Origin of the sequence: Paraburkholderia sp. GAS82 (assembly GCF_050436285.1) — a bacterium.
GTDB lineage: Bacteria > Pseudomonadota > Gammaproteobacteria > Burkholderiales > Burkholderiaceae > Paraburkholderia > Paraburkholderia phenazinium_B.
In genome coordinates this window covers 25,737-49,606 of the sequence record NZ_JBNDLX010000011.1, presented here as the reverse complement: position 1 = coordinate 49,606, position 23,870 = coordinate 25,737, and the positions used below count along the sequence as shown (strand labels likewise).

General features: G+C 62.3%; 22 protein-coding genes. 18 read left to right on the top strand and 4 right to left on the bottom strand.

The features are described from left to right. Positions 1-342: 342 nt before the first annotated feature. A complete protein-coding gene (locus P3T17_RS29545) occupies positions 343-1,350 on the top strand; it encodes a helix-turn-helix domain-containing protein (protein WP_429410037.1) in 1,008 nt (335 codons plus the stop codon). Positions 1,351-1,411: 61 nt separating this feature from the next. On the opposite strand, the gene P3T17_RS29540 is transcribed toward P3T17_RS29545, so the two are convergent. Further along, positions 1,412-2,713, bottom strand: coding sequence for an MFS transporter (locus P3T17_RS29540; protein WP_429410035.1), 1,302 nt, complete (start codon positions 2,711-2,713; stop codon positions 1,412-1,414). Between the two features lie 376 nt (positions 2,714-3,089). Between P3T17_RS29540 and P3T17_RS29535 the strand changes: the two genes are divergently transcribed. The 6 genes from P3T17_RS29535 (at position 3,090) to P3T17_RS29510 (ending at position 9,762) form a co-directional block, all read left to right on the top strand. Beyond that, positions 3,090-4,007, top strand: a complete 918-nt coding sequence (locus P3T17_RS29535; RefSeq protein ID WP_429410033.1) for an STAS domain-containing protein — start codon at positions 3,090-3,092, stop codon at positions 4,005-4,007. Between the two features lie 34 nt (positions 4,008-4,041). Further along, complete coding sequence (locus P3T17_RS29530) at positions 4,042-4,401, top strand: STAS domain-containing protein (RefSeq protein ID WP_074268641.1); 360 nt, start codon at positions 4,042-4,044, stop codon at positions 4,399-4,401. A gap of 107 nt (positions 4,402-4,508) precedes the next feature. After that, positions 4,509-4,895: an anti-sigma regulatory factor gene (locus P3T17_RS29525; RefSeq protein ID WP_167379468.1), complete on the top strand. Its 387-nt coding sequence runs from the start codon at positions 4,509-4,511 to the stop codon at positions 4,893-4,895. Then, the gene (locus P3T17_RS29520; RefSeq protein WP_429410031.1) at positions 4,880-5,971 is read left to right on the top strand and encodes an ATP-binding protein; all 1,092 of its coding nucleotides are present in this window, start codon (positions 4,880-4,882) and stop codon (positions 5,969-5,971) included. Before P3T17_RS29525 ends, P3T17_RS29520 begins: the two co-directional genes overlap by 16 nt. Next, complete coding sequence (locus tag P3T17_RS29515; protein ID WP_429410029.1) at positions 5,968-7,779, top strand: ATP-binding response regulator; 1,812 nt, start codon at positions 5,968-5,970, stop codon at positions 7,777-7,779. Before P3T17_RS29520 ends, P3T17_RS29515 begins: the two co-directional genes overlap by 4 nt. A gap of 24 nt (positions 7,780-7,803) precedes the next feature. Beyond that, a complete protein-coding gene (locus P3T17_RS29510) occupies positions 7,804-9,762 on the top strand; it encodes a hybrid sensor histidine kinase/response regulator (protein ID WP_429410027.1) in 1,959 nt (652 codons plus the stop codon). Positions 9,763-9,782: 20 nt separating this feature from the next. Here P3T17_RS29510 and P3T17_RS29505 read toward each other — a convergent pair whose 3' ends face one another. After that, positions 9,783-10,388, bottom strand: coding sequence for a hypothetical protein (locus tag P3T17_RS29505; RefSeq protein ID WP_074268637.1), 606 nt, complete (start codon positions 10,386-10,388; stop codon positions 9,783-9,785). Positions 10,389-10,422: 34 nt separating this feature from the next. After that, the gene (locus P3T17_RS29500) at positions 10,423-11,262 is read right to left on the bottom strand and encodes a hypothetical protein (protein WP_074268636.1); all 840 of its coding nucleotides are present in this window, start codon (positions 11,260-11,262) and stop codon (positions 10,423-10,425) included. 86 nt (positions 11,263-11,348) lie between these two features. On the opposite strand from P3T17_RS29500, the gene P3T17_RS29495 reads away from it, so the two are divergent. The 11 genes from P3T17_RS29495 to P3T17_RS29445 all read left to right on the top strand — a co-directional run bounded on the left by P3T17_RS29495 (position 11,349) and on the right by P3T17_RS29445 (position 22,942). Then, positions 11,349-12,338, top strand: a complete 990-nt coding sequence (locus P3T17_RS29495; RefSeq protein ID WP_429410025.1) for a sugar-binding transcriptional regulator — start codon at positions 11,349-11,351, stop codon at positions 12,336-12,338. A 370-nt stretch (positions 12,339-12,708) separates the two neighbouring features. Then, positions 12,709-14,040: an NAD(P)H-dependent oxidoreductase gene (locus tag P3T17_RS29490; protein ID WP_429410023.1), complete on the top strand. Its 1,332-nt coding sequence runs from the start codon at positions 12,709-12,711 to the stop codon at positions 14,038-14,040. A gap of 35 nt (positions 14,041-14,075) precedes the next feature. Beyond that, on the top strand, positions 14,076-15,116 hold the full coding sequence (locus P3T17_RS29485; RefSeq protein ID WP_074268633.1) for a thiamine pyrophosphate-dependent dehydrogenase E1 component subunit alpha: 1,041 nt from the start codon (positions 14,076-14,078) through the stop codon (positions 15,114-15,116). Further along, the gene (locus tag P3T17_RS29480) at positions 15,113-16,159 is read left to right on the top strand and encodes an alpha-ketoacid dehydrogenase subunit beta (protein ID WP_429410021.1); all 1,047 of its coding nucleotides are present in this window, start codon (positions 15,113-15,115) and stop codon (positions 16,157-16,159) included. Before P3T17_RS29485 ends, P3T17_RS29480 begins: the two co-directional genes overlap by 4 nt. 1 nt (position 16,160) lies before the next feature. Beyond that, positions 16,161-17,453, top strand: coding sequence for an acetoin dehydrogenase dihydrolipoyllysine-residue acetyltransferase subunit (locus tag P3T17_RS29475; protein WP_429410019.1), 1,293 nt, complete (start codon positions 16,161-16,163; stop codon positions 17,451-17,453). A gap of 162 nt (positions 17,454-17,615) precedes the next feature. Continuing rightward, positions 17,616-18,011 carry a transcriptional regulator GutM gene (locus tag P3T17_RS29470; protein ID WP_074268630.1) on the top strand — a complete coding sequence of 132 codons (396 nt, stop codon included), beginning with the start codon at positions 17,616-17,618 and terminating at the stop codon, positions 18,009-18,011. A 111-nt stretch (positions 18,012-18,122) separates the two neighbouring features. Then, a complete protein-coding gene (gene srlA / locus P3T17_RS29465) occupies positions 18,123-18,677 on the top strand; it encodes a PTS glucitol/sorbitol transporter subunit IIC (RefSeq protein ID WP_429410017.1) in 555 nt (184 codons plus the stop codon). Between the two features lie 48 nt (positions 18,678-18,725). Next, positions 18,726-19,760: a PTS glucitol/sorbitol transporter subunit IIB gene (gene srlE / locus P3T17_RS29460; protein WP_074268628.1), complete on the top strand. Its 1,035-nt coding sequence runs from the start codon at positions 18,726-18,728 to the stop codon at positions 19,758-19,760. A gap of 13 nt (positions 19,761-19,773) precedes the next feature. Next, positions 19,774-20,157 (top strand): PTS glucitol/sorbitol transporter subunit IIA, encoded by a 384-nt coding sequence (locus P3T17_RS29455; protein ID WP_074268627.1) that lies wholly within the window; start codon positions 19,774-19,776, stop codon positions 20,155-20,157. An 89-nt stretch (positions 20,158-20,246) separates the two neighbouring features. Then, positions 20,247-22,271 carry a phosphoenolpyruvate--protein phosphotransferase gene (gene ptsP / locus P3T17_RS29450; RefSeq protein WP_429410015.1) on the top strand — a complete coding sequence of 675 codons (2,025 nt, stop codon included), beginning with the start codon at positions 20,247-20,249 and terminating at the stop codon, positions 22,269-22,271. A gap of 242 nt (positions 22,272-22,513) precedes the next feature. Then, positions 22,514-22,942, top strand: coding sequence for a YybH family protein (locus P3T17_RS29445; RefSeq protein ID WP_429410013.1), 429 nt, complete (start codon positions 22,514-22,516; stop codon positions 22,940-22,942). 353 nt (positions 22,943-23,295) lie between these two features. Here P3T17_RS29445 and P3T17_RS29440 read toward each other — a convergent pair whose 3' ends face one another. Continuing rightward, entirely contained in the window at positions 23,296-23,868 is a 573-nt protein-coding gene (locus P3T17_RS29440; RefSeq protein ID WP_429410011.1) for a hypothetical protein, read from the bottom strand. Positions 23,869-23,870: the final 2 nt, after the last annotated feature.

Below are 23,870 nucleotides of genomic sequence, written 5' to 3'. Positions count from 1 at the left end.
AACGGTCAGAATGGCGTCCGGTTGCTAGAGCGGGCGGAGAGACCCAATGAGCAATCCGTCTAAAAAATTAAAAACAAAATAAGAAAAACAGACCGGTTACGGTCGGCGAAGGATCTGGCCATTCCGAGGGCTATGCCAGAACCTGAGAGAGTTCATATGTCGCATTGGCGGCCTGGTTGTATCGTCTGCGCAACTCGCCCGGCTGGTTTTAACGCCGGGCGAATTCTTTTTCGTCCTCCAGTTTGGGAAAAATTCATGCAAGGTGAATTTTTCGGTTAAATTTCAGGAGCGACCACCCCAGCAGACCTCTGGGGGACCATTCCAGTACAAGAATTGCGTTACATGAACTCCCGCGTTAATCCGGCTGATCTGCGCCGCCCGATGAAACAGGGCATTGCGTACAGCCATTTCAATGTGCAGGCGGAACCTCCGCAGCGGCGTTTGCTCGCCTGGCGCGATCGCGTCGGCCATGTTATTGACGTCCTGCCCTCGCGGTCCGATCTTGAAAGGCCCTTCCGGGCTTCGATCGACCGTTATCAGGTCGGCGATCTGGTATTCACCGACTGCCGCTCCGATCTGATGGTGCTCGATCGCTCGCTGGCCCGGATCTCGGTCGACACCGTGCGTGACTTCGTCTTCCACGTATTTCTGGAGGGCGGAATCGCGAATATCGCCCTACCCAGGCAGCGCGAACAGACGCCTGCTGTTGCGAAAATCGTTGCACTGGATATGGGTCAGCCCGTGCGCATGCAGCGCAACGACTGCAGGGTGCTGACGTTTTTTGTACCCGGCGAACTCGTGCAGGAAGTCTTTCCCGATCCGGAAGCTATCCACTGCCGTACGCTTTCCGCTGCAGCGCCGGTCGCGGGGATGATCGTCAGGCACGTGTCGGCGCTCGCGCAGAACATCGGCAGCATGAGTGCCGGCGAAGCGGACAGCGCCATCCGGGCGGGAGCGCAACTGCTCGTCGCGGGGTTCGGCAAGGACGCAGGGCTGAGCGGCAATGCTCGCGCGGCGGCCCGGTCGGTCATGTTCGATGAGGCGCGGCGCTATATCAAGTCGCACCTTTACGAAGAGACGCTTTCGCCCGAGAGCGTGCTCGGCGCGCTGCCTTTTCCGCGCAGGAGTCTGTATCGCCTGTTTGAACATGAGGGCGGTCTGAGCGCGTATATCCGTCATCTCCGGCTGCGCAGCGCAGCCGAAGATCTGACGCGCTACCCGCATGCGACGGTGACGGAGATCGCCTACGGCGTGGGCTTTAAAAGCGCTTCGGACTTTACGCGGGCATTCCGGCGGGCCTTCGATATGGCGCCGCAGGATTTCCGGGCTTTGGCTGCAGAGGCGACATAGGCATGGCTGGCTGACGCACGGCCGGTTTGTGCACGGCCAACGCAAGCGCCATCTCTGTCAGTCAGGGTTCGCGCGGCCGCTCCCGGAACAGCATCAACGCACAGAAGCTCACCGCACACGCCGGCGCCACATACCATGCCGCAGACATTGGATCGCCGGTCCATTTGATCAGTCCCGTCACGATGAATTGAGCGGTACCGCCAAACACGGCGACATTGAGCGCATGTGAAACCGCCATGCCGCTGGCTCGCACCTTGACAGGAAGCGCTTCCAGCACCAGCAGGGTGGTCACGCCGGCGCCCAGCGCCAGCAGGACGCTAATCAACCCGACACCGCACAGGATAGGCAACGCGCTTTTCGCGTGGGTGATCAGCAGAAACACGGGATAGACCAGCAAAGCCATACCCGCCGAGCTGATGAGCGCCAGTGGCTTGCGGCGCCGCAGACGGTCAGTGAGGCGGCCCGCAAAGGGAGGAATGCCGACAAGCAGCACGGTCGAGCACGCCGATACCAGGTAGCCGGTGATGGCGGGCATATGCATCACCCTGGTCACATAGCTTGGCATGTAGTAGACGGTCGTGTAGACCGGCAAGGTTTGCCCCATCAACATCAGCGTGGCCAGGATAACCGTTGTGCCGTGTGTGCGAAACAGTTCCGCCAACGGCATTCTCGTGTTTTCTGCCGTGGCGCCACGAGGCGGATCTTCGCGAAGCCGAAGGCGAACGTACAAACCGACCGGTGCGATCAGCAGGCCGATCAGGAACGGCACGCGCCAGCCCCACGCGGTAAACGCTGCGGGAGACAGTGTGTGACTGAGTAGCACTCCCAGGCTTGCTCCGACCAATGCGGCGGCGCCCTGGCTGGTGAACTGCCAGCTGAGCAGATAGCCCCGGCGCGCTGCGGGCGCAGTCTCCATCACGAAGCTCGCGGCAACGCCAAGATCGCCGCCTAGTGCAAAACCCTGCAGCGAACGGCCCGCGACGACAATGAGCGGAGCCGCCACGCCTATCGTCGCAAACGGCGGACACAGTCCAAGCGCAGTGGTGCCTGCCGCCATCATCCAGGTTGTCCTGACCATCGCGGCGCGACGCCCCACGCGGTCCGCGTACGCGCCGATCATCATCGCGCCAAGAGGGCGCATGAAGAAGCCCACGCCGAACGTGCCGACTGCGAGCAATAGCGACGTCAACGGGTCTCGTGCGGGAAAGAACTGCTCTCCGATCATTGCTGCGAAGAAGCCGTAAACGGTGAAATCGAACATTTCGAAGCTGGTTACGAGCGATGCTGCGACCACGGCCTTGAGCAGCTCGCGGCGATCTTCCTGATTACTGTCCGGTTCGTCGCCTGTCGCGACAGGAGGCATGCGCATTCTTTTTCTGGAGTGGTCAATGTGGATGCGTGAGCTTCGAGTCGCAAAGTGCGGGCTCACTGCAAGGTGCACCGCAACATATCACGGGCGCGCATTTGAAGCTCGACAGAGTCCTCGAATTGCGAGGTAATTGTTACCTTTTAAACCATCGTTCATTCGGCTTCAGGCACATTCGACCTGGCACGAAGGCCGGTTGCGATCGGCGTCGGCCCTGTCCAGCAAGGCTCGCAGCAATCTGCATGTGCCATTGTGAGGGCGCCCTGGCGCATGTTAAAGTCCATTGCGCCTTTTGAGCGGTTGGTCAGGGCGCGAGCAAAACGACATTGCCGGCGCCTTGCGCCTTCAGCTGATCATCGACTGGGGACACTGTATGGAAACGCTTGGCGGATCGCGTCTCGCCCGACTCTTCAATGAACGACAAAACGAGTTGCTCGGCGAATGGGTGGCGCAGCAGTATGCAATTGCTTCGCGCCGCGGCGGTGTCACCGAAGTGCAGTTGCGTGATCAGTTCGTACAGTTCGTCGCCGTCGTCTGCTCGGCACTCGAGTCGTCCGATCGCGTGGACTTCAAGACTCGAGCGTGGGACGAAGTGCGCGGCTTTCTCGCGGACGTTTCGACGCAGCGCGCGCGGCAAGGCTTTACGCCGGTCGAGACCGCCATGTTCGTGTTCTCGCTGAAGGAACCGCTTTTCGCCCGCTTGCGTACCGAACTCGCGGCCGACCCTGCCAGTCTCACCGAGCTCACATGGACTATCAGCACGCTGTTCGATGCGATGGGCCTCTACACCACCGAAGTCTTCCAGAGCAGCCGCGAGCAGGTCATCGTGCGTCAGCAGCAGGAACTGCTCGAACTGTCGACGCCGGTCGTGCAGTTGTGGGACGGAATTCTGGCGTTGCCGCTGATCGGCACGCTCGATTCCGCGCGCACCCAGGTCGTGATGGAAAGTCTGCTGCAAAAGATCGTCGAGACGGGCGCGGCAATCGCGGTCATCGACATTACCGGCGTGCCCACGGTCGATACGCTCGTTGCGCAGCATTTGCTCAAGACCGTGGCCGCCGCCCGGCTGATGGGCGCGGATTGCATCATCAGCGGCATTCGTCCGCAGATCGCACAGACCATCGTTCACCTCGGGGTGAATCTGCAGAACGTCATCACCAAGGCTACGCTCGCGGACGCATTCGTCGTGGCGCTGAACCGCACCGGCAAGTCGGTCTCGGGCACGGGCACGCATGGCGAAGCGCCCGGCGCACCCGGTCCGTTGCGCGGCAACCAGTTCGCCGGCGACTGACGCCGGCTCACGCGGGTTCAACCGGACCACGACAATGGAACGCATTCCGATTCTGCGGATGGGCAAACTCCTGCTTGTCACCATTCAGGTCGACATGCACGATCGTCTCGCCATGACGCTGCAGGACGATTTGACGAGCCGTATCGTCAAAGACCGCGCCAAAGGCGTGCTGATCGATATTTCGTCGCTGGATGTTGTGGATTCGTTCATCGGCCGGATGATCGGCGACACGGCCGCGATGGCCCGTGTGCTCGACGCTGAAACCGTGGTGGTCGGCATGCAGCCATCCGTCGCGATCACGCTGGTCGAACTCGGACTGGCGCTCCCCGGCGTGCGTACTGCGCTGAACGTTGAAAAAGGCATGGCGCTCCTGACTGGTACATCACCGCTTTGAGCGCGATCCCCGGCAAGACAACCGAGCGTAGCCCACTATCCTCCATGCTCAGCGACGAAAAGACTGCGGGTCCGGTAGGCGCTGACGGTCAGCCGCCTGACGAGATCATGCCGATCCGCTCGGACGAACAGATCGTGCGGTTGCGGCGTTTCGTGCGCGAGAAGGCGGTGGCCCACGGTTTTTCGCTGATCGATCAGACGAAATTCGTGACCGCGGCCAGCGAACTCGCACGCAATACGCTGATATATGGCGGGGGAGGCGACGTACACTTATACACGTTGCACCGTAATGGCCGTATTGGCCTGAGGCTCGAGTTCATCGACAACGGACCTGGTATCGCAGATATTTCGCGAGCGCTGTCCGACGGCTATACCACCGGCAACGGTCTGGGCCTCGGCCTGGGCGGCGCCAAGCGGCTGTGCGACGAGTTCGAGATCCGTTCGGCGCCCGGCGAAGGTACACATATTTCGGTGACCAAATGGAAACCGTTTTGAATGGGCTGAGCGTGACCCAGCGGCGGTTCGAGATCGGCGATCCCAGCTCGATTTCGTTTGCGCGGCGTGGCATCAATGAAGTGGCGTATAGCGTCGGCTTTGACGACACGGTGCTCGGCAAGCTGGCGATCATCGTGACCGAGTGCGCGACCAATCAGCTCAAACATGCGCAACGCGGCGAACTGCTGGTGCGGCCGATTGCCCGCGAGAGCGGATCCGGCTCACCGCTGCCTGCCCGTTATGGCGTTGAACTGCTCGCGATAGACAACGGCCCCGGCATCCTCGATCTGCACGCCTGTTTTGTCGACGGCTACACGACGGCCGGCAGTCCCGGCAACGGCATGGGTGCGATTCAACGGCTCAGCGACGAGCTCGACATCTGGAGCGTGCCAGACCGCGGTACGGCACTGCGTATCGTGATGTGGGCCGCGGGGGCGGATGCGAGCGTGGCAGACAACCCATCGCCGATTGTGTACGGGGCGATCAATCTGCCGCTGCACGGCGAAACGCTATGCGGCGATGCGTGGATTTGCGGCTACGCGGACGGCGAATTCCAGGTGCTGGTTGCCGACGGCCTGGGGCACGGTCCGCTTGCCAACACAGCAGCACTCGCCGCCACGGAGACGTTTGCGCGACGCGGCGCCGCAAGCGTGACAGAAATTGTCGCGGCGTCGCATGAAGCGCTGCGGCCTACACGCGGAGCCGCGCTCGGCGTCGCGAGCATTCCAGCCCCCGAGGCGGGAGAAGGTGCTACCGGCAGCGCACGTTTTTGCGGCGTCGGCAACATCGCGGCGAGCGTGTGGACGTCGTCGAGTCATCGCCATCTGGTGTCGCACGCGGGCATCGTCGGTCATCAGATACGCAAGACCCAGGAGTTTCAGGTCGACTGGCCTTATGACGGACTCCTGATTCTCCATTCCGATGGCCTTGCAACGCGCTGGGACCTGGGCCGCTATCCGGGTCTGGCGCAGCGTCATCCGGCATTGATTGCGGCAGTGCTCTATCGCGACTTCACGCGCGGTCGCGACGACGTGACGGTGTTTGTCGCGCGTGCGCGGCGCAGCGGGGACGCATGATGGCCGAGCCGCTGCAAGTCCTTCCGCTCGACAGCGAACTCTCGGTAGTCGCGGCGCGTCGGCGTGCCCGCGAAATCAGCGAAGCGCTCGCTTTCACAAAGCATGACCAGATCCGCATCGCAACCTCCGTACTCGAGGTCGCACGGGTTGTATTTCTCGCGACCTCCAGCGGACGCGCGGAATTTTTACTAGAGAAGGCGACTCAACCACCAGGGCTGTTGATCCGTCTGGTGGCGCCCGCAATATCTGTCGCAAAACTGCTGGAACGGTCAGCCGGCGCAGAACACGCCGGCACCGGTGAGGTTCCGGGTCCGCTTGGGGTACTTGCAGCTCAACGGCTGATGGATGCGTGTTCGATTGACGATGTGGACGGCGATGCCGTCGTCACGCTGGTGAAGCACCTGTCGGCGCAGGCGCCGCTCGCTGTCGACAAAGCGGTTGCAGTGCTCGTCCAGCAAACCGGTACGTCAGGCGCGGGAGGTTCGTTCGACGAAATGCAGTGGCAAAGTCGCGAACTGGCCGCGGCGCTCGATGAACTGCAGGAGCGCCAGGAAGAACTCACACGGCTTACCCGCGAACTGGAAGACACCAATCGCGGCGTGGTTGCGCTCTACGCGGAACTGGACGAGCGCGCCGACCATCTGCGGCGCGCCGACGACGCCAAGTCGCGCTTCCTGTCGAACATGAGTCATGAATTTCGCTCGCCGCTGTATTCGATTCGCGCGCTGTCGAAACTGCTGATGGATCGCACCGACGGCGACTTGACGGATGAGCAGGCCAAACAGGTGCGCTTCATCCGCAAGGCGGCAGAAGAACTCTCCGAAACCGTCGACGACCTGCTCGATCTCGCCAAGATCGAAGCGGGCAAGGTCGAATTGCGTCCGGCCGAGTTTGAGGTGGCTAATCTGTTCTCGGCGTTGCGCGGCATGCTACGACCGCTCTTGCCGACCGCCGACGTCGAACTGGTGTTCGAGCCGTGCGATGAGATTCCGCCGGTCTACACAGACGAAGGCAAGGTTTCGCAGATTCTCCGCAATTTTGTATCCAATGCATTAAAGTTTACCGAGCACGGCGAAGTCCGTGTGCGAGCCCAATACGACGCCGATCAGCAACTGTTGACGTTCGCGGTTTCGGATACGGGCATCGGTATTGCGCCCGAGCATCAGCAAAGCATTTTCGAAGAGTTCGAACAGGTGGAAAACCGGCTGCAGACCTATGTAAAAGGTACCGGGCTTGGACTTCCGCTATGTAGCAAGCTCTGCAAGCTGTTAGGCGGCACGGTGGGTCTGGTGAGCGAGCCGGGCAAGGGCTCGACTTTCACGGCGACCATGCAGGCCTATCTACCGCAGATTGTCGGACCGGAGCCTCGCACGCCTCTCGCTAGCGATACCGATACCGGGCGCGATATGGTGCTCTTTGTTTCGACCAGTCAGGATGACCGGCTGCGTTATGAGGCGTCCCTGCATAACACGCGCTACCGCTCGGCCAACGCGGCCACCGTGCGGGAAGCCAGGTCGACCCTGGCGATGACGGCGGCGTGCGCCGTGCTGATCGATATGGAATCCGGACGCGAAGACGGTTGGTCCTGGCTAGGCGAATTGCGCGAGCAGGACTCGGTCGTGGGCCGCGTTGAAGGCGTGGTGCGAGCCGCTGGCGATTCGCGCAAGCGTCACGTGCCGGTGATCGTTCTGAGCGATGTGGACCAGCGCGGCCGCGCCGAATCTCTTGGCGCAGACGCTTTCTTTGTTAAACCGCTGTCGGGCAACGAACTGCTCACTTCGCTGGACGCGATGTTGAGCGCCCCCTGACCGATCCACGGACAAGAATCTTCCATGAACGACGCGACCGCCAACCTGATACTCAATGTCGATGACAACGACGGCGCCCGCTATGCGAAGAGTCGAATCCTCTCACGTGCCGGCTTCGAGGTGATCGAGGCCGCCAATGGCACTCAGGCCCTCGAACTCGCGCGCGCCTCGCTGCCCGACCTGGTTCTGCTCGACGTCAAGCTGCCGGACATCAATGGCTTCGAGGTATGCCGCCAAATCAAGGCCTCTCCGGAGACGGCGGCCATTCTGGTGCTGCAGACCTCTGCTGCGGCGGTGCAAAGCATCGACCGGATCAGAGGGCTCGACGGCGGCGCGGACAGCTACCTGATCGAGCCTATCGAACCCGCCGAACTCATCGCACATGTGCGCGCGCTGCTGCGCGTGCGCCGCGCGGAGGGTGCCTTGCGCGAAAGCGAAGAGCGCTTCAGGCAGATGGCGGAAAACATCGACGACGTGTTCTGGATGCTCGATCCAGCGACGGATCAACTGCTTTACGTCAGTCCTGCTTATCATCGTTTGTGGGGAGACCCGGCGACCTTGCCGCAGCCGGGACCGGCGCACTGGGCAGGAAGGGTTCACCCGGAGGACGAAGCCATGGTCGAGGCCGCGTACCGTGAGCTCGTCAGCGGCACGCCGTACGAGATCGAATACAGGATCGTGCGTCCCAACGGCACGACGCGCTGGGTTGCCGAGCGCGCCTTTCCGGTGCGCGATTCGCGTGATTCGATCTATCGGCTAGCCGGCGTGGTCAACGATATCTCCGAGCGCAAGGCCAATGAAATGGTGTTGCGCGACGCGGATCGCCGCAAGGATGAATTTCTCGCCATGCTTGCGCATGAGCTGCGCAATCCGCTTGCGCCGATCCGCAACGCGATCGAGTTGCTCGATCCGAGCCGTGCGCCCACCACGCAGAATTTCGAAACGATGCGCGAAGTGATCGGACGCCAGGTGAGGCACCTGAGCCGGCTCGTCGACGACCTGCTCGATGTGGCGCGTATCACGCAGGGCAAAATCACGCTGCGCCAGGAGAACGTCAGTCTCGCCGCAGCGATCGAGGCAGCCGTCGAAACCGTCGCACCCGCACTCGCCAAAAAGGCGCATACGGTGAAGACCGAGATGCCGGACGACTCGCTCTACATCGTCGGCGATGGCGTGCGGATTGCGCAGGTGCTCGGCAACATCCTCTCGAACGCGGTGAAATATACGCCGCAGGAAGGCGAAATTCTGATCGACGTGCGCGAGTCGGATGAAGACGTGCAAATCACCGTTCGCGACAACGGGGTTGGCATGAGCGCCGAGACGATTCCGCATATCTTCGACCTGTTCGTGCAATCGCAGAACTCGCTGGAGCGCTCTGAGGGTGGCCTCGGTATCGGGCTGCCGTTGGCGCGCACGCTGGTTGAATTGCATGGCGGCCAGATCCAGGCATTCTCGGCCGGCGCCGGGCAGGGCAGCGAGTTCGTGGTGCGCTTGCCGCTCACGCGCCGCGTGCAGCCGGGGCAGCCGGCGCTGCCGGCCGAGTCCGTCGCTGCACCGCCTGTAGCGCCGAGCGCAGGACCGGCTTTGCGCCTGCTGCTGGTGGACGACAGCGTGGACGCCGCGACTTTACTGTCGATGGTCCTGGAAGCGGACGGCTACGACGTGCGCATTGCACACGAGGCGACGCAGGCGCTGGAAATCGCGGCGCAGTTCAAGCCCGAGATCGTATTGCTGGATCTGGGCCTGCCAGGTATGGACGGCTTTCAGCTTGCCCAGGAGATGCGCAAGCTGGATAGCACCGCCGGTGCACTGCTAGTCGCCGTCACCGGTTACGGCCAGGCGGGCGACCGTCAGCGATCCCATGACGCGGGTTTTGACTATCACCTGGTCAAACCGGTGGCGGTGGAGGAGATCCACCGTGTGATCGAGACTCGCTTCCCTAAGGCCTCGAGTCTGTCCGGAAGCGGAGTGCCGGAGGCCTAAGCGTTCGTTTTGTGTAGACGCTACTGGATCTTCGCGGGACGTCGCGCTGCGGCCGGCCGGTTATTGATCTGGGTCGGCTCGCGCCAGTTGGGCTCGAGTCCCATGAACTTGTCGAAGAACGCGATGGCAAGGCCCGGCTCTTCGATCATGTTCTCGCGAAACGATTGCCATACCGCCGGGTGAGAGATCGCGTCGGACGGTTGCACTTCCACCGCGCACTGTTCACGCAGGGTGGCTTTGAGCGTGCCGATGCAAAAGTGGGTCAGCACGTAACCGGCCGGCCACCAGTCGGCGATGTTTCCCGGCGACGGACGTAACTGCGTCGAGGCGTCTTTCTTCAGGTGAATCGCTTTCTCGCGCAGCAAGTCGCGCAGCAGCACGCCGAACACAAACTGGAAGTAGTCCTGCTCGTTCTGACGGCGATAGTCTGCACTGCGCTCGACGACGTCGATCCACGCAAAGAATGCCGTGGTGAAATTGCGGTCGTCGATTTCGACCGGCAATGCGTGCCGTTCCCGGTACTCGTCGCAGCACCGTTGCAAAAGCTGGCGGCATAGCGTGAGCTTTTGCACACGCTTCCACGTCGCTATTTCCTGTCCTTCGATGCTACAGATCGGTTGGCTCATTCGCACAACTCCTCGCAGACGTGCAGCGCCGGCCTCAGCAAAGATGGGCGATCGCGTACTCGATTTCGTGACTCAGCGCATGCAGCGGTTCGGGGCCCTTGAGTGCCTGCTTGAACGCTGTTTCGCGTGCACCCACCACGTCGGAGAAAAAGCGCACGGCAGCGTCCGGCTCGGTGGGAATGCCTGAAGTACAGGTGTCTTTCGCGAGCGACACTAACGACAGCATCAGGAACACGTAGGCGTTCGGTTCCGTGACGAGCCACCACGGTGCGTTCACATCCGGTAGGACTTCGAAACGGGTACTGCGGATCGGTTGCGTCTCGAGCAGCGACAACACGAGTTGCGCGCATGCGAGGCATAGCGCGCTGCGCGAGGACATCGCGCGGGCCGCTTGCGGCGCCGATAACGCCGCGCCCATGCGTTCGAGCGTGGTGCAGATGCGGTGCTCGAAGATCAGCACGTCGGCTGCGCCGCTTTGCATGATCATCCGTTTCGCCGCCGCGTAATACGACATCGAAAATTTGCGCAGCGTCTTTGCGGGCCCGGTGGCCATCTCGAGGTAAGTGGTGAGCGGTTCCAGCAGAACCGGTGATTTCCAGTGGTCCTGCAGGGTCGGTACAGCGTGACCCGCAAATGACTCGGCTGTTTCGATCAGATCGTCCGCCAGATGGGCGACCGATTCGAGCGACAAATAGGAGGGCGCTTTGAGCGGTGTTGCGGAAGACGCGAGCGGCGCCACAGGCCGGTCGCTTCTGAGCGGTCCGGGCACGTTGCGTGCCGCGTAACGCAGTTGACGCGCACAATCGCGCAGCGCGAGCCCGAGCTGGTTGATGTCGCGGCTGAGATGCTGCGGCAAGGGCGATTTTGACTCCATGGGTGTCTCAATGTTGCAACATTTGAAGTTAAGATAGCACAAGTGTTCAGTGCATAGATTGCCTTTTTTCATCTTGGGAGCCGAGGTTGCAGAAAGCGAGTGTTGCCCCGGAAAGCGTCGAGAACGACGAACAGAATCCCGCGCGGCGTCTGCGTTTGCGGGCCGCGTGGATGTATTTCGTCGAGGAAATGACCCAGAACGAAATCGCCCTGAAGCTGGGCGTTGGGCGTGTGACTGTCGTACGGTTGCTGGCCGCTGCGCGCGAGCGCAACGAAGTGAAGATCAGCATCGGCGATCGTCTGGCGGAGTGTGTCGAGGCAGAGCGTCTGCTCGAAAGCCGCTTCGGCATCGACGAGGCGATCGTCGTGCCGCTATCGGCGCGCGGCGCCGACGCAACCGGTCCGATCGCGGCGGCGACCGGCGCCTATGTGTCGTCGCTGGTGCGTGCCGACATGCGCATTGGCGTGGCCTGGGGCCGGACCCTGGTCAGCTCGCTCGCCTTCATGAGCGAGCGCACGGTGGAGAACGTGTCCGTGGTGTCGCTGCTCGGCGGCATCATGAAAGCGCGCAAGTTCAACCCGGCTGAATTCGCCTGGCGTTTTGCGTCGTTGTTTCAGGCGGATTGTTATCTGATGACCGCACCGCTGGTGGTGGATAGCGCGGCCACGCGTCAGACCCTGATCGAACGCTGCGGCCTTGGCGATATTTTCGAACTCGCCAAGTCGCTCGACGCAGTCGTGCTCGGTGCTGCAGGCATGGGCGCGGATGCGACGGCGCATGTGTCGAAATTCATCTCCAATGCCGACCGCGCGTCGTTGTTGAAGGCCGGCGCAGTGGGCGACGTGCTGTTCAATTTCTTCGATTCCAGCGGCAAGCTGGTCGATCATCCGATCAATGAACGCGTGATGTCGGTGCCGCTCGATATCGTCAAGAAGGTACCCGTACGCGTGATGGCCGCGGGCGGTGCCAGCAAAGTGCCGGCACTGGCTGCCGCGCTGAAGATAATCAGGCCGACTGTCCTCATCACGGACGAGTACACCGCGAAAGACGTCCTCAAGCTTGCCGGTCCTGGCTGAGCGGCACACATCTTAAGGCCGGCGGGCTGGCGTGCGCTGATCCGCCTGCCTGTCGTGCCGCCTGACGGGCATCCGCCCCATTTTCTCCGCTCCCCGCATCAAGCAGCGTTCGCTTGCGCATTCGTGCGCTCGTTCGTTCTCCTCTGAACTTCCACGCTCCAGATAAACCCTGGAAACGGCAATGCCGCGTCGCATGCGCACGTCCGCGTACGGGTAAATCCCAAGCCTGAAAACGCCGCCTTGTCAAAACTCGACCTTGTCCCTGGAGTGAACAAAGTGCTATTGTGAAATACATAAGTTCTATTCGATCTCGGGGCGCACAGGCGCCTGCCGATACGTCTTCGTGCGCTGAATTTCAGGAGCTATGCCCATGCACAACATCACTCCCAGCGGCCTCGCGGCCGACCTCGAAAAGCGTGCCGCCTCCGGCCGTCCGATCCGCATTGGTCTGATTGGCAGCGGCGAGATGGGCACGGATATCGTGACGCAGGTGCGGCAGATGCACGGCCTGGAAATTGGCGCGATCGCCGATCTGCGGCCCGAGGCGGCGCGCGCCGCCGTGCGAGTCGCCAACGGTGCGGACACGGGGTACCGGATGGTGGACACGCGCAGCGCGCTCGAACAGGCGATCGAAGCCGGCGAGATTGCGATTACTCAAGACGTCGACGCGGTCTGCACGAGCGACCTGATCGACGTGGTGATCGATGCGACCGGCAAGCCCGCGGTCGGCGCCCAGATTGGCCTGCTTGCCATGGAGCACGGCAAGCACCTGGTCATGATGAACGTGGAAGCGGACGTGACTATCGGCGCTTATCTGCGCCGCGAGGCGGAGCGGCTTGGCGTGGTGTATTCGCTGGGCGCGGGCGACGAACCGAGCTCCACCATCGAGCTGATCCAGTTCGTTAGCGCGCTCGGCTATCCGATCGTCGCGGCGGGCAAGGGCAAGAACAACCCGCTCAATATCGACGCGACCCCCGACGTCTATATGGACGAGGCCAAACGCCGCAATATGAATCCGCGCATGCTGGTGGAGTTCGTCGACGGTTCGAAGACAGCCGTCGAGATGGCGGCAATCGGCAACGCCACCGGTCTCACGCCGGACGTGCCCGGCATGCACGGGCCGTCGGCGACGCTCGATGAGCTGCACAAGGTGCTGTGCCCGGTGGCGGACGGCGGCATCCTGTCGCGCAAGGGCGTGGTCGATTACACCATTGGCAAGGGCGTGGCGCCCGGCGTGTTCGTGGTCGCGGAACTGGCGCATCCACGCCTGCGCGAACGCATGGAAGACCTGAAGCTCGGCGCGGGGCCGTACTACACGTTCTACCGCCCGTATCACCTGACCAGCCTCGAAGTGCCGCTCACCTGCGCGCGCTCGGTGCTGTACCGCCGCGCCGATATGGAGCCGTTGCCGGTGCCGGTCGTCGAGGTCTGCGCCGTCGCCAAGAAGGACCTGCAACCGGGCGAGCGGCTCGACGCGATCGGCGAATACACCTATCGCGCCTGGGCCATGACCGTGGGCGACGCGCGCACGCAGCATGCCGTGCCATGCGGGCTGATCGAAAACGGTCGCGTCACGCAGCCGATTCGTCGCGGTGAACTGCTGACCTATCGCAACTGCGCCGTGGACAGCGATTCGCAGATCGTCGCGCTGCGCCGTCTGCAGGACGAAATGGTCTACGGCAAGCCGCTCGCGGTCGCGTAACGAACGGGTGCACCGCCCCGTCAAGGAGGATGGACATGCAGGAGATTGTAGAGGCATTGCCCACGAGGCCGGCTACGGCACTGCGCGGGGTATTGTTCCGGCACGATGCCGCGGCGTTGCGCGAAGCCTTGCGCAAAATGATTCTCGTGCGGCGTTTCGAAGAGAGCGCCGAGCAGGCATATATGCGTGGTCTGATCCACGGCACCATGCATCTTTCCATCGGCCAGGAGGCGAGCGCGATTGGCGCCACGCTGCCGCTCACGGACAAGGACTACATCACCTCCACGCACCGCGGCCACGGTCATTGCATCGGCAAGGGCGCGGACCCGAAGCGCATGTTCGCGGAGTTCTTCGGCAAGGAGACCGGCTATTGCCGCGGCCGCGGCGGCTCGATGCATATCGCCGATGTGAGCCAGGGCAACCTGGGGGCGAACGGCATCGTGGGCGGCGGGATGCCGATTGCGGTGGGCGCAGCGCTGTCCATCAAACGGCAGCGCAAGGACAGCGTGGTGATGTGTTTCTTCGGCGATGGCGCCAATAACGAGGGCGCCTTCCACGAGTCGCTGAACTTCGCTTCGATCTGGAAGCTGCCGGTGATTTTCGTGTGCGAGAACAACCGCTACGGGATGTCGATGTCGGTGGAACGCTCCACGGCGGTCACACACATCGCGCAGCGCGCGCTCGCTTACGACATGCCGGGCGTGACAGTCGACGGCAACAGCTTCGTCGAGGTGCTGAACGCCAGCGAAGAAGCCGTTGCTCATGCGCGCAAGGGCAACGGCCCCACGCTGCTCGAATGCGAAACCTACCGCTTGCGCGGTCACTCGAAGAGCGACCGCAACCGCTACCGCACGCGCGAGGAAATCGACGCGTGGAGTGCGCGCGATCCGATCGTGCGATTCGAGAGCGAATTGTTGCAGTGCGGCTTGCTCGATGCCGCAAGTATCGCCACGCTGCGGGAAGAAGTCGAAGCGCAGATCGAGGCTGGCCTCGAGTTTGCACAGAACAGTCCTTCGCCGGCGCGGGCCGACCTGACCCGTTACGTGTATGCGTCGACCAGTGGGAGCGAGCAATGACAGCGGACGTGCTTGAACACACGCATGCGGTGCAAGAGACGGAGACGCACGACGCAGTGCGCGAACTGACCTACGCCCAGGCGATTCAGGAGGCGATGGCCATTGCGATGGAGCGAGACGAGCGCGTGTTCCTGATGGGCGAGGACATCGGCGTCTATGGCGGCGCATTTCAGGTCACGGGCGACCTCTATCAGCGCTTCGGCGCGGAACGGGTGATGGACACGCCCATTTCGGAACTGGGCGGCGCGGGCGTCGCGGTGGGCGCGGCCATGACGGGCTCGCGGCCGATCTACGAATTCCAGTTCTCCGATTTCGCCACGCTTGCGATGGAGCAGATCGTCAATCAGGCGGCCAAGATGCGCTTCATGCTCGGCGGCGAGGCTTCCGTGCCGCTGGTGATGCGCTTTCCAGCGGGCTCGGGTACCGGTGCGGCCGCTCAGCACAGCCAGAGTCTCGAAGCCTGGTTTGCTCACGTGCCTGGTATCAAGGTAATCCAGCCAAGCACCCCGCACGATGCGAAGGGCCTGTTGCTGGCCGCGCTCGAAGACCCGGACCCGGTGATGATCTTCGAGCACAAGCTGCTGTATAAGAGCAAAGGGCCGGTGCCGGAGGGCTACTACACCGTGCCGATCGGCAAGGCGGCCGTGCGTCGCGCGGGACGCGACGTCACGATCGTGGCGACCTCGATCATGGCGATCCGCTCGCTGGAAGCCGCGGCGCAACTCGAGCAGGAAGGTGTGGATGCCGAAGTGATCGATCTGCGCAGTATCCGGCCGATCGACCGCGAGGCGATCATTGCCAGCATCCGCAAGACCTCGCGGCTGATCTGCGTGTACGAGGGTGTGCAGCAGCTTGGTATAGGTGCGGAGATCGCCGCAATCGCCTGCGAAAGCGAGGCCTTCGATTACCTGGACGCGCCCGTCATCCGGCTGGGCGGCGCCGATTGTCCGCTGCCGTACAACCCCGAGCTGGAAAAAGCCGCCGTTCCGCAGGTCGACGACATTGTCGCGGCGGCGCGGCGCATCGTCGGCAGGAGAGGGTGAGATGCCGACCGAAGTCATCTTGCCGCGCGTCGACATGGACATGACCGAGGGCATGATCGCCGCCTGGCATGTCAAGGAAGGCGACGAGGTACGCGAAGGAATGCTGATCTTCGAGATCGAGACCAGCAAGGCGACCATGGAGATCGATGCGCCGGCAAGCGGCATCATCCGTCAGATCAATACGCCGGTTGGCGAGTCGGTAGCGGTGGGTACGGCTGTCGCATGGATTTATGCGGCGGGTGAGGCGTTAGTCGAGCACGGTGAGCATGGTGGTAGGGCCGCAGCGGACGACGTCGTTGCCGCTGGCACGCAAGCACCTTTGCGGGCAACCCCGGCGGCGCGGCGCCTTGCTCGCGAACGTGGGTTGCAGCTTGTGGGGATTGCGGGGTCCGGGCCACATGGACGTGTGGCTGCGCAAGATGTGCTGCGTGCGGCCATGCTAGAGGAGATGCCAGAGCCGGCAGTCACAGGAGCACCGCACACGCACCTTCTGCACAGCATCGCGTTACGCAAGGGAAGCGGCGATCCACTGGTGCTGTTGCACGGCTTCGCTGCGGAATCCAACGGCTGGCGACCGTTCTCGCAGGCGGTGGCGCGCCTTGGCGGAACGGAGGTCGGCATACTGGCGGTGGACTTGCCCGCGCACGGCAAATCCGCGGCAGAGGCGGCGGGGTCGCTGGAAGAAATGATTGCGGCGCTCGAGCACACCTTGCTCGACGCAGGCATCGAGCGTTGTCACCTGGTCGGCCATTCTTTCGGTGGCGCTTTGGCCTTGGCCACCTCGGCACAGGCTTCACGGCTTGAGGTGCGCTCACTGGCTCTGCTTGCTCCAGCGGGTCTGGGACCCGAGAGCAATGGTTCGTTCCTGCGCGGCCTCACTGACGCGACGCGGCGCGCAAGTCTCGTCCCATGGCTCAAGCAGTTATTTGCAGACCCGGCGCGGCTGGACGAAGGCTTTGTCGCCACTGCGTGGCAGCAACTGGAGAGCCCCGAGGTTCGTGAGCGGCTCGCGGTGGTGGCGGATACGTTCTTTCCCGACGGCACCCAAATGCTGGATCTGCGGCATCTGCTCAACGATCTGACGATGCCCGTACGCGTGCTTTGGGGACAGCAGGACCGGATACTGCCGGTTAGGCATGCAGACGGCTTGCCCGGCCATATCGCGGTGCACCGGTTCGCGGGTGTGGGTCATTTACCGCACGTCGAAGCCGAGGCGCAGGTGGCCCGTATAGTCGTGCAAAACATGGCATCTGCAACGGCGGCGAACACGAGCGCGCGTGTCGCGATACGATAGCGCACCATGCGACTTGTGCAACCGTTCGGCAAAGCGCGTGATGAGAGAGTGAGAGGGGAATGGATGGCGTTTTCCCCAATGATATTCCAGATGAACAATTGTATTATCCAAAGTACAAGATGTTCACAGATAACTATGTTGCATGGGACATAGGAGACGACGATGGACTTTGTGCGCGGTGCCTTACTCGCCCTGGCGGTGTTCTGGGCGTTGCAGCTGGTCGGTTCATGGTTTCAGATGCGCCGCTATGGCGACGCGATTCGTGACTCTGCAAAGCGCTGGCAGAGCGGCTTTCTCGGCGTCGGCGCCTGCAAGGTCAAACTCGGACGCGGCGCGGTCGCTATCGTCGTGCTGTCCCCCGATCTGCGCGTCTGCCAGTTCCTCAGCATGTCCGGTCTCACGGTCTTCACGCGTTTCCGTCCTCATGAAGGGTTTGCCGGCCTGTCGACGAGCGAGTTCAACGCCCGTCTGAAGACTTCGAAGTTGCGCCGCAGCATTGCGCAGGCTGCCACCGATGCCCTCGAGCGCGCCCAACGCGCGGCGCAAGCGCCCACCTGATTTCCTGGTTAGATAGTTCAGCAAACTGTTGTTTCCGGTTCCGCCGGGTCACGCTGAATCACGCCTTGCGGAGCTTTTCGCGATCGTTTCGGTTTATCTGGGAGATTCGCCATGTTCATCCTCGATTGGCTCACGCATGTCGCAGAAGGGTTCATCGGCATCTTCAATGCCGGCGGTAAAACGTTTGTGGGCTTCGTAGTGGGCATCCTGCCCACGCTGATCGTGCTGTTGACCGCGGTGTACACGCTGATCGCCCTGATCGGCGAGCAGCGGGTGCAAGGCCTCGCGCGCTTCTTTTCGAAGAATGTCGTGACGCGTTATACGCTGTTGCCGCTGCTTGCGATGTTCTTCCTGACCAATCCGATGGCCTATACGTTTGGGGTTTTTCTCGAAGAGAAGCATAAGCCCGCGTTTTACGATTCCGCTGTTTCGCTGTGCCATCCGATTACCGGTCTCTTTCCACACTGCAATCCAGGCGAGCTGTTTGTCTGGCTCGGCGTGGCGGCTGGTCTCACCAAACTGGCGGAAAGCCATGCGTTGGCGTTTTCCATTCCTAAACTCGCGCTGTTTTACCTGATCGTCGGTCTCATTGTGAATCTGCTGAAAGGCATCCTGACTGAAGCGTTGACCCGGATTCTGGCTCACCGGGAAAACATCGAACTGTGATGCACTGCCGTAGCCGGCAATCCAACATCGAGACTGAGGAGACCTGAAATGGACACGAGAGCATACAGAACGGTGAAGGTCGAGCGTGGACCCAACGGCTGGGGTGGCCCGCTCCTGATTCACCCCACCGCAGAACGCAACAAGATCGTCGCCGTGACGGGCGGCAGCATTCCTGAACTGGCCAGGGTTCTTGCCGAAATGACGGGCGGTGTGCTGGTCGATGGCTTCCGTACGCCGCCGCCCGAATCGGAGATGGCCGCGGTGGTGATCGATTGCGGCGGTACCGCACGCTGCGGTGTCTATCCGCGCAAGAAGATTCCGACCATCAATCTGACCTCGGTGGGTCAATCCGGCCCGCTGGCGCAATTCATTACCGAGGATACCTATGTATCGGGCGTCACGCCGGAAAACCTGACGGCGGTGGAAGACGATGCGCCAGGCGATGCGCGCGCGAGTGCCGCACGTAGCGCGAGTCACTCCACCTCGCCGTTTGCCGCGCCTGCAGGTGGCGGTGTCGTCGGCGCTGCCACGCGCGAAGCCGAAAGCTCGCGCGGCCTGATCGGCTTCATTACGCGGATCGGGCGCGGCATGGGCGGTGTCGTCAACGTGCTGTTCAATAGCGGGCGCAAGGCGATCGATACGGTGATCCGCAACGTGCTGCCGTTCATGGCCTTTGTGACGATGCTGATCGGTATCATCAACTCGACCGGGATCGGCACGGGCCTCGCCCATCTGCTGTCACCGCTCGCCGGCAACATCGTCGGCCTGATCGTGCTGTCCGCGATTTGCGGCTTGCCGTTCCTTTCGCCGATACTTGGACCGGGAGCGGTGATCGCTCAGGTGATCGGCGCGGCCATCATCGGGCCGGCCATCGGCAACGGCACGATTCCGCCGCAGATGGCGCTGCCAGCCCTGTTCGCTTACGACACCCAGGTGGGCTGCGACTTCGTGCCGGTCGGCATGGCGCTTGGCGAAGCCAAGCCGGAGACGATCCGGATCGGCGTGCCGGCGGTCCTGATCAGCCGGCAGATCATGGGCCCCATTTCGGTTCTGATCGCGTGGGCGGCGAGCTTTGCACTTTAACGGATGAGATGGAATGACTATGCATTACTACAAGACGGTGATCTCGGAGGTCGGTCCCGAAGTGCGGGACCTGCTGGAAGGCGGCGTGATGATTCTCTACGCGCATGGCGCACCGCCTGAACTCGCCGAGGTGTCCGTGCTGCATCGGGCCGAACAGCTGCATCCGGAGGCGCCGCGTGCGGGGTCGCAGTTGCGCATTGGCGAAGTCAGTGCGTTTGTCACCGCAGTGGGGCCGACGGCATGGAACAAGGTGAACGAGATGGGTCACGTGGTGATCAATTTCAACGGTTCGAGCACCGCTGAGCGTCCCGGCGAAATCTGCGCGCAACCGGTCGACACGGATGCATTGCTCGCGTGGATCCGGAGCGGCACCGTGATCGAGATTGTCGATGTTTGATGTTGCAGACGGTCATGCCGGAATGGCGCGGTCATGAGGCAGAGTGGTGCAATCGGCTGGATGTGTTCCGTGAATAAGAAGGTCCTGTCATGCTAGAAACCGCAATCGTCGTCAAGGTGAACGAAGGACTGCATGCGCGTCCCGCCACGCAGTTCGCCAAACTCGCGAAAGAGTTTTCCTGCTCGCTGCAGGTCTTTCGCGGCTCGACATGCGCCGATGCAAAAAGCGCGGTGAAGCTCATGCTGCTTGGCGTCAAACAGGACGATCAGATTCTGCTGCGAGCCGATGGCTCGGACGAAAGCGATGCGGTGCGCCGGCTGCTGCAGTTCCTCTCGGAGCCTACCGCGGGGGTGGCGCTTGCGCGGCATGACGGGAATGGCGGCCTGGAGGAACCGGCTGGGGCAACCGGGCCTGGAGCGGCTGCGGGTCTGGCGGAAGCCGCTCAGACGCAGGAGCAGGAGCAGGAGCAGGAGCAGGCGCTGGTAGCGGAGGGAGCCATCGTCAGCGAGCCGCCAGTGCGTGGCGTGGCGGCGAGCGAAGGTCTGGCATACGGCGAAGCATTCGTCTATTTGCCCGAAGAGTTGCGTGCGGCGCGGCAGTTTATCGAGCCGGATGAAGTGGAGGGGGAGCTGGCCCGCTTCGGCGTAGCGTTCCGCGAAGCGATCGCCGCACTTGATACGCAGTTCGAAACGATGAGCCAGCATGGCGATATCGTCGAGGCATTGACGGACGTCGCTCAAAGCGACGAGTTTTCCGGCGCCGTCAAGGATCGCATCACGTCAGGCTGGGATGCGGCCGCGGCGACGCTGCATGTGGGCGAAGAACTCTCCGCCGCTTTCCTCGCGATGGACGATGAATATGTGCGCAGCCGTGCCGACGATATCCGCGGCATTGCGCGTCAGGTGGCGTTGCGACTGCTCGGTCGCGATGACGTGAGCCTTGCTTCATTGACCCAGCCCTGTATCGTGCTGGCCTCCGATCTGAGCGCCCTCGATTTCGCGCGCGCTTGTGTCGCTAACATCAAAGGTCTCGTGTGCATCAAGGGGAGCGCGACTTCGCATCTTGCCATCATGGCGCGTGCGCATGGCATCCCGGCAGTGTTGGGTTTGCCGGTGTCGGAGGAGCGCCTGCGCGAAGCGGCATACGTCGCGCTCGACGGCTCGCAGGGGCACGTATGGTTCGATCCGTCGTCCGGGCTGCAGGCGGACTTTGCCGAGCGTATTTCCCAGGACCGTAACCGGCGCGCCGCATTGAGCGTGTACCGCGACGTCGCTCCGGTGACGCGTGACGGCCGGCACATCGAGATTGCCGCGAACCTCGGTTCACTGGCGGAGATCGACGCGGCACTCGAAGCCGGCGCGATGGGCGTGGGCCTGTTCCGCACGGAACTGCTGTTTATGGATCGCCGCAGCTTGCCCGACGAGGACGAGCAGTACGGCGTCTATAGCCGGCTTGCGCAGGCTTTTCATCCACGTCCGGTGGTGATCCGTACGCTCGATGTCGGTGGCGACAAGCCGGTGCCCGGCATCGTCTTCCCACAGGAGGACAATCCGTTCCTCGGTTGGCGTGGCGTGCGCATGTGCCTCGATCGTCCTGATGTGTTCAAACCGCAATTGCGCGCGTTGCTGCGTGCAGCAGCGGTGGGCAATGTGCGCGTGATGTTGCCGATGATCGACGACCTCGATGAAATTCGCGCGGTGAAGACGCTGCTTGCAACCTGCGCACAGGAGCTGTCCCAGGAAGGTGCGACCTACGCGCAGCCAGAACTGGGCATTATGGTCGAGACGCCGGCCGCTGCGCTCACAGCCGACCTGCTGGCGCCCGAGGTGGACTTCTTCTCAATCGGCACGAACGACCTGACGCAGTATGTGATGGCCGTCGATCGCGTCAATCCGAATCTGGCGGCGTTGTACAGGACCGATCATCCGGCGGTGCTACGTGCGATTGGCATGGTCTGCGAGGCGGCGAAGAAGGCGAACATCAGCGTGGCCGTGTGCGGTGAGGCGGCGGCGCGTCCGGAGATGATTCCGGTTCTGATCGGCCTGGGAGTCAATGAGCTCAGTATGAGTCCGTCGTCGGTGTTGAGGGCGAAGAAGATCGTGAGCGAACTGTAGGGCGCGTGAGCAAGGAAAGTCCATCGCATGTGACGGCGTAAAAATCCAATCGCTCTTTCGAGAGCCGTCAATATCCAGGCCTGCTGTAAGGTGCCGTTCGTGCAGCCCCGCGAGCGCGGCGCAATTTGCCCGATGCACCTCCAGCTTCCATTGCCGAGCGAATATTTTTTTCCGGTAGATGTCGATCCTGCGTTGGTCGATCGTCGTTACCTTGAAACCAACGTAACCCGGGAGAAAATACTGTGGACAAAGCCGACAATCCGATCCTGCAGGTTCTTGACGACTACAAAGCTGCGGTATTCGCGAAGAGCGTCGACTCGCTCGTTGCGCTGTATGACCAGGACGTGTCGGTCTTCGACATGTGGGGCGTATGGTCGTACACCGGCATTGCGTCCTGGCGGGAAATGGTGGTGACCTGGTTCGACTCGCTGGGTACGGAACGCGTTATCGTCGATTTCAGCGACACACAAACGACCGTCGTCCAGGACCTCGGCGTTGTCCACACCTTCGTGACATACAAAGCGGTTAATGCCGACGGTGTGGATTTGCGCTTGCTGGACAATCGGATGAGCTTGACGCTCAGGCGGAAGGGCGACGCGTGGAAAATCATCCACGAACACACATCGTCTCCGATCGACTTCGATACAGCGAAGGCTATTTTCAAGCGCTGACAGCGCATGTTCGAGAGGCGGCGCCAGGTCGCGCGGGCGCTTCCTGCTTAGGCGTCTGACTTGACTCATGTATAACGGCCAGGAGAGGCATCATGAAATTTCTTCTCACGTCCGTTGGCATCAAAAACCCGAGCATCCACAACGCGCTGGTCGGAGGCGGGGATCCCCTGTATCTGTCCTACTGGTGCAGCAGTCAGGACTAGCGGACCTCTTGCCGTCGCTGCACGATCTGGCCCACGTCGGATTTAGCGCCGGGAGCATGGTGATGGCCTCCAACCCGGCGAGGAATTCGTCCACTGGACTCCACTGTCCGGAGGCGATAGCACGCTCGGAGTGGTGGATTTTTACCTCGTCTAGGGCGTCGTGACACAGCAAAGCGGCCCACGACAGGCACTCACGCATTCTGTCCTCCGACCCGTTGCGTCAAAGGTCGAGGTGGTGAGGGTCGTCGTCGGCACGCCGAGCGTCCGGTTGAAGACATCGGATACGCTTTCCTGTGGCGTTGGCTTGTCGCCGTACACAAAGATCGCGTTCGGATGCAGACGCGCGAACTCGATGCGTCGCTGCAAGGCCTGCTCGGCGGCGATTTGATCGGCCTGCGCTTGCGCGCGTTGCGCCTGATCGCGCGCCGTAGCGGGATCGAGCAGCTGGTGTTCGGGCGCAATGGGCCGCGATGGCGTATTGCAACTGAGTACTACCGAGGAACATCCCGGCTCGGCGGGAACTTCGGAGGCAGCAATCGGAGAGGCAACTTCGGGAGAGGCAACTTCGGGAGCGGCAACGTCGACACTTGCGGGCGCGGTATCCGGGGTATCGGCAGTATCGGAAGCCTGGCCAAAACACGCGCTGCTCACGCTGAGCAGCATCGCGACGGCTAGCTGTGTCACCGCAGCAGGAGCTTTAATTTGCCTTACAGAGAGCGCCATCC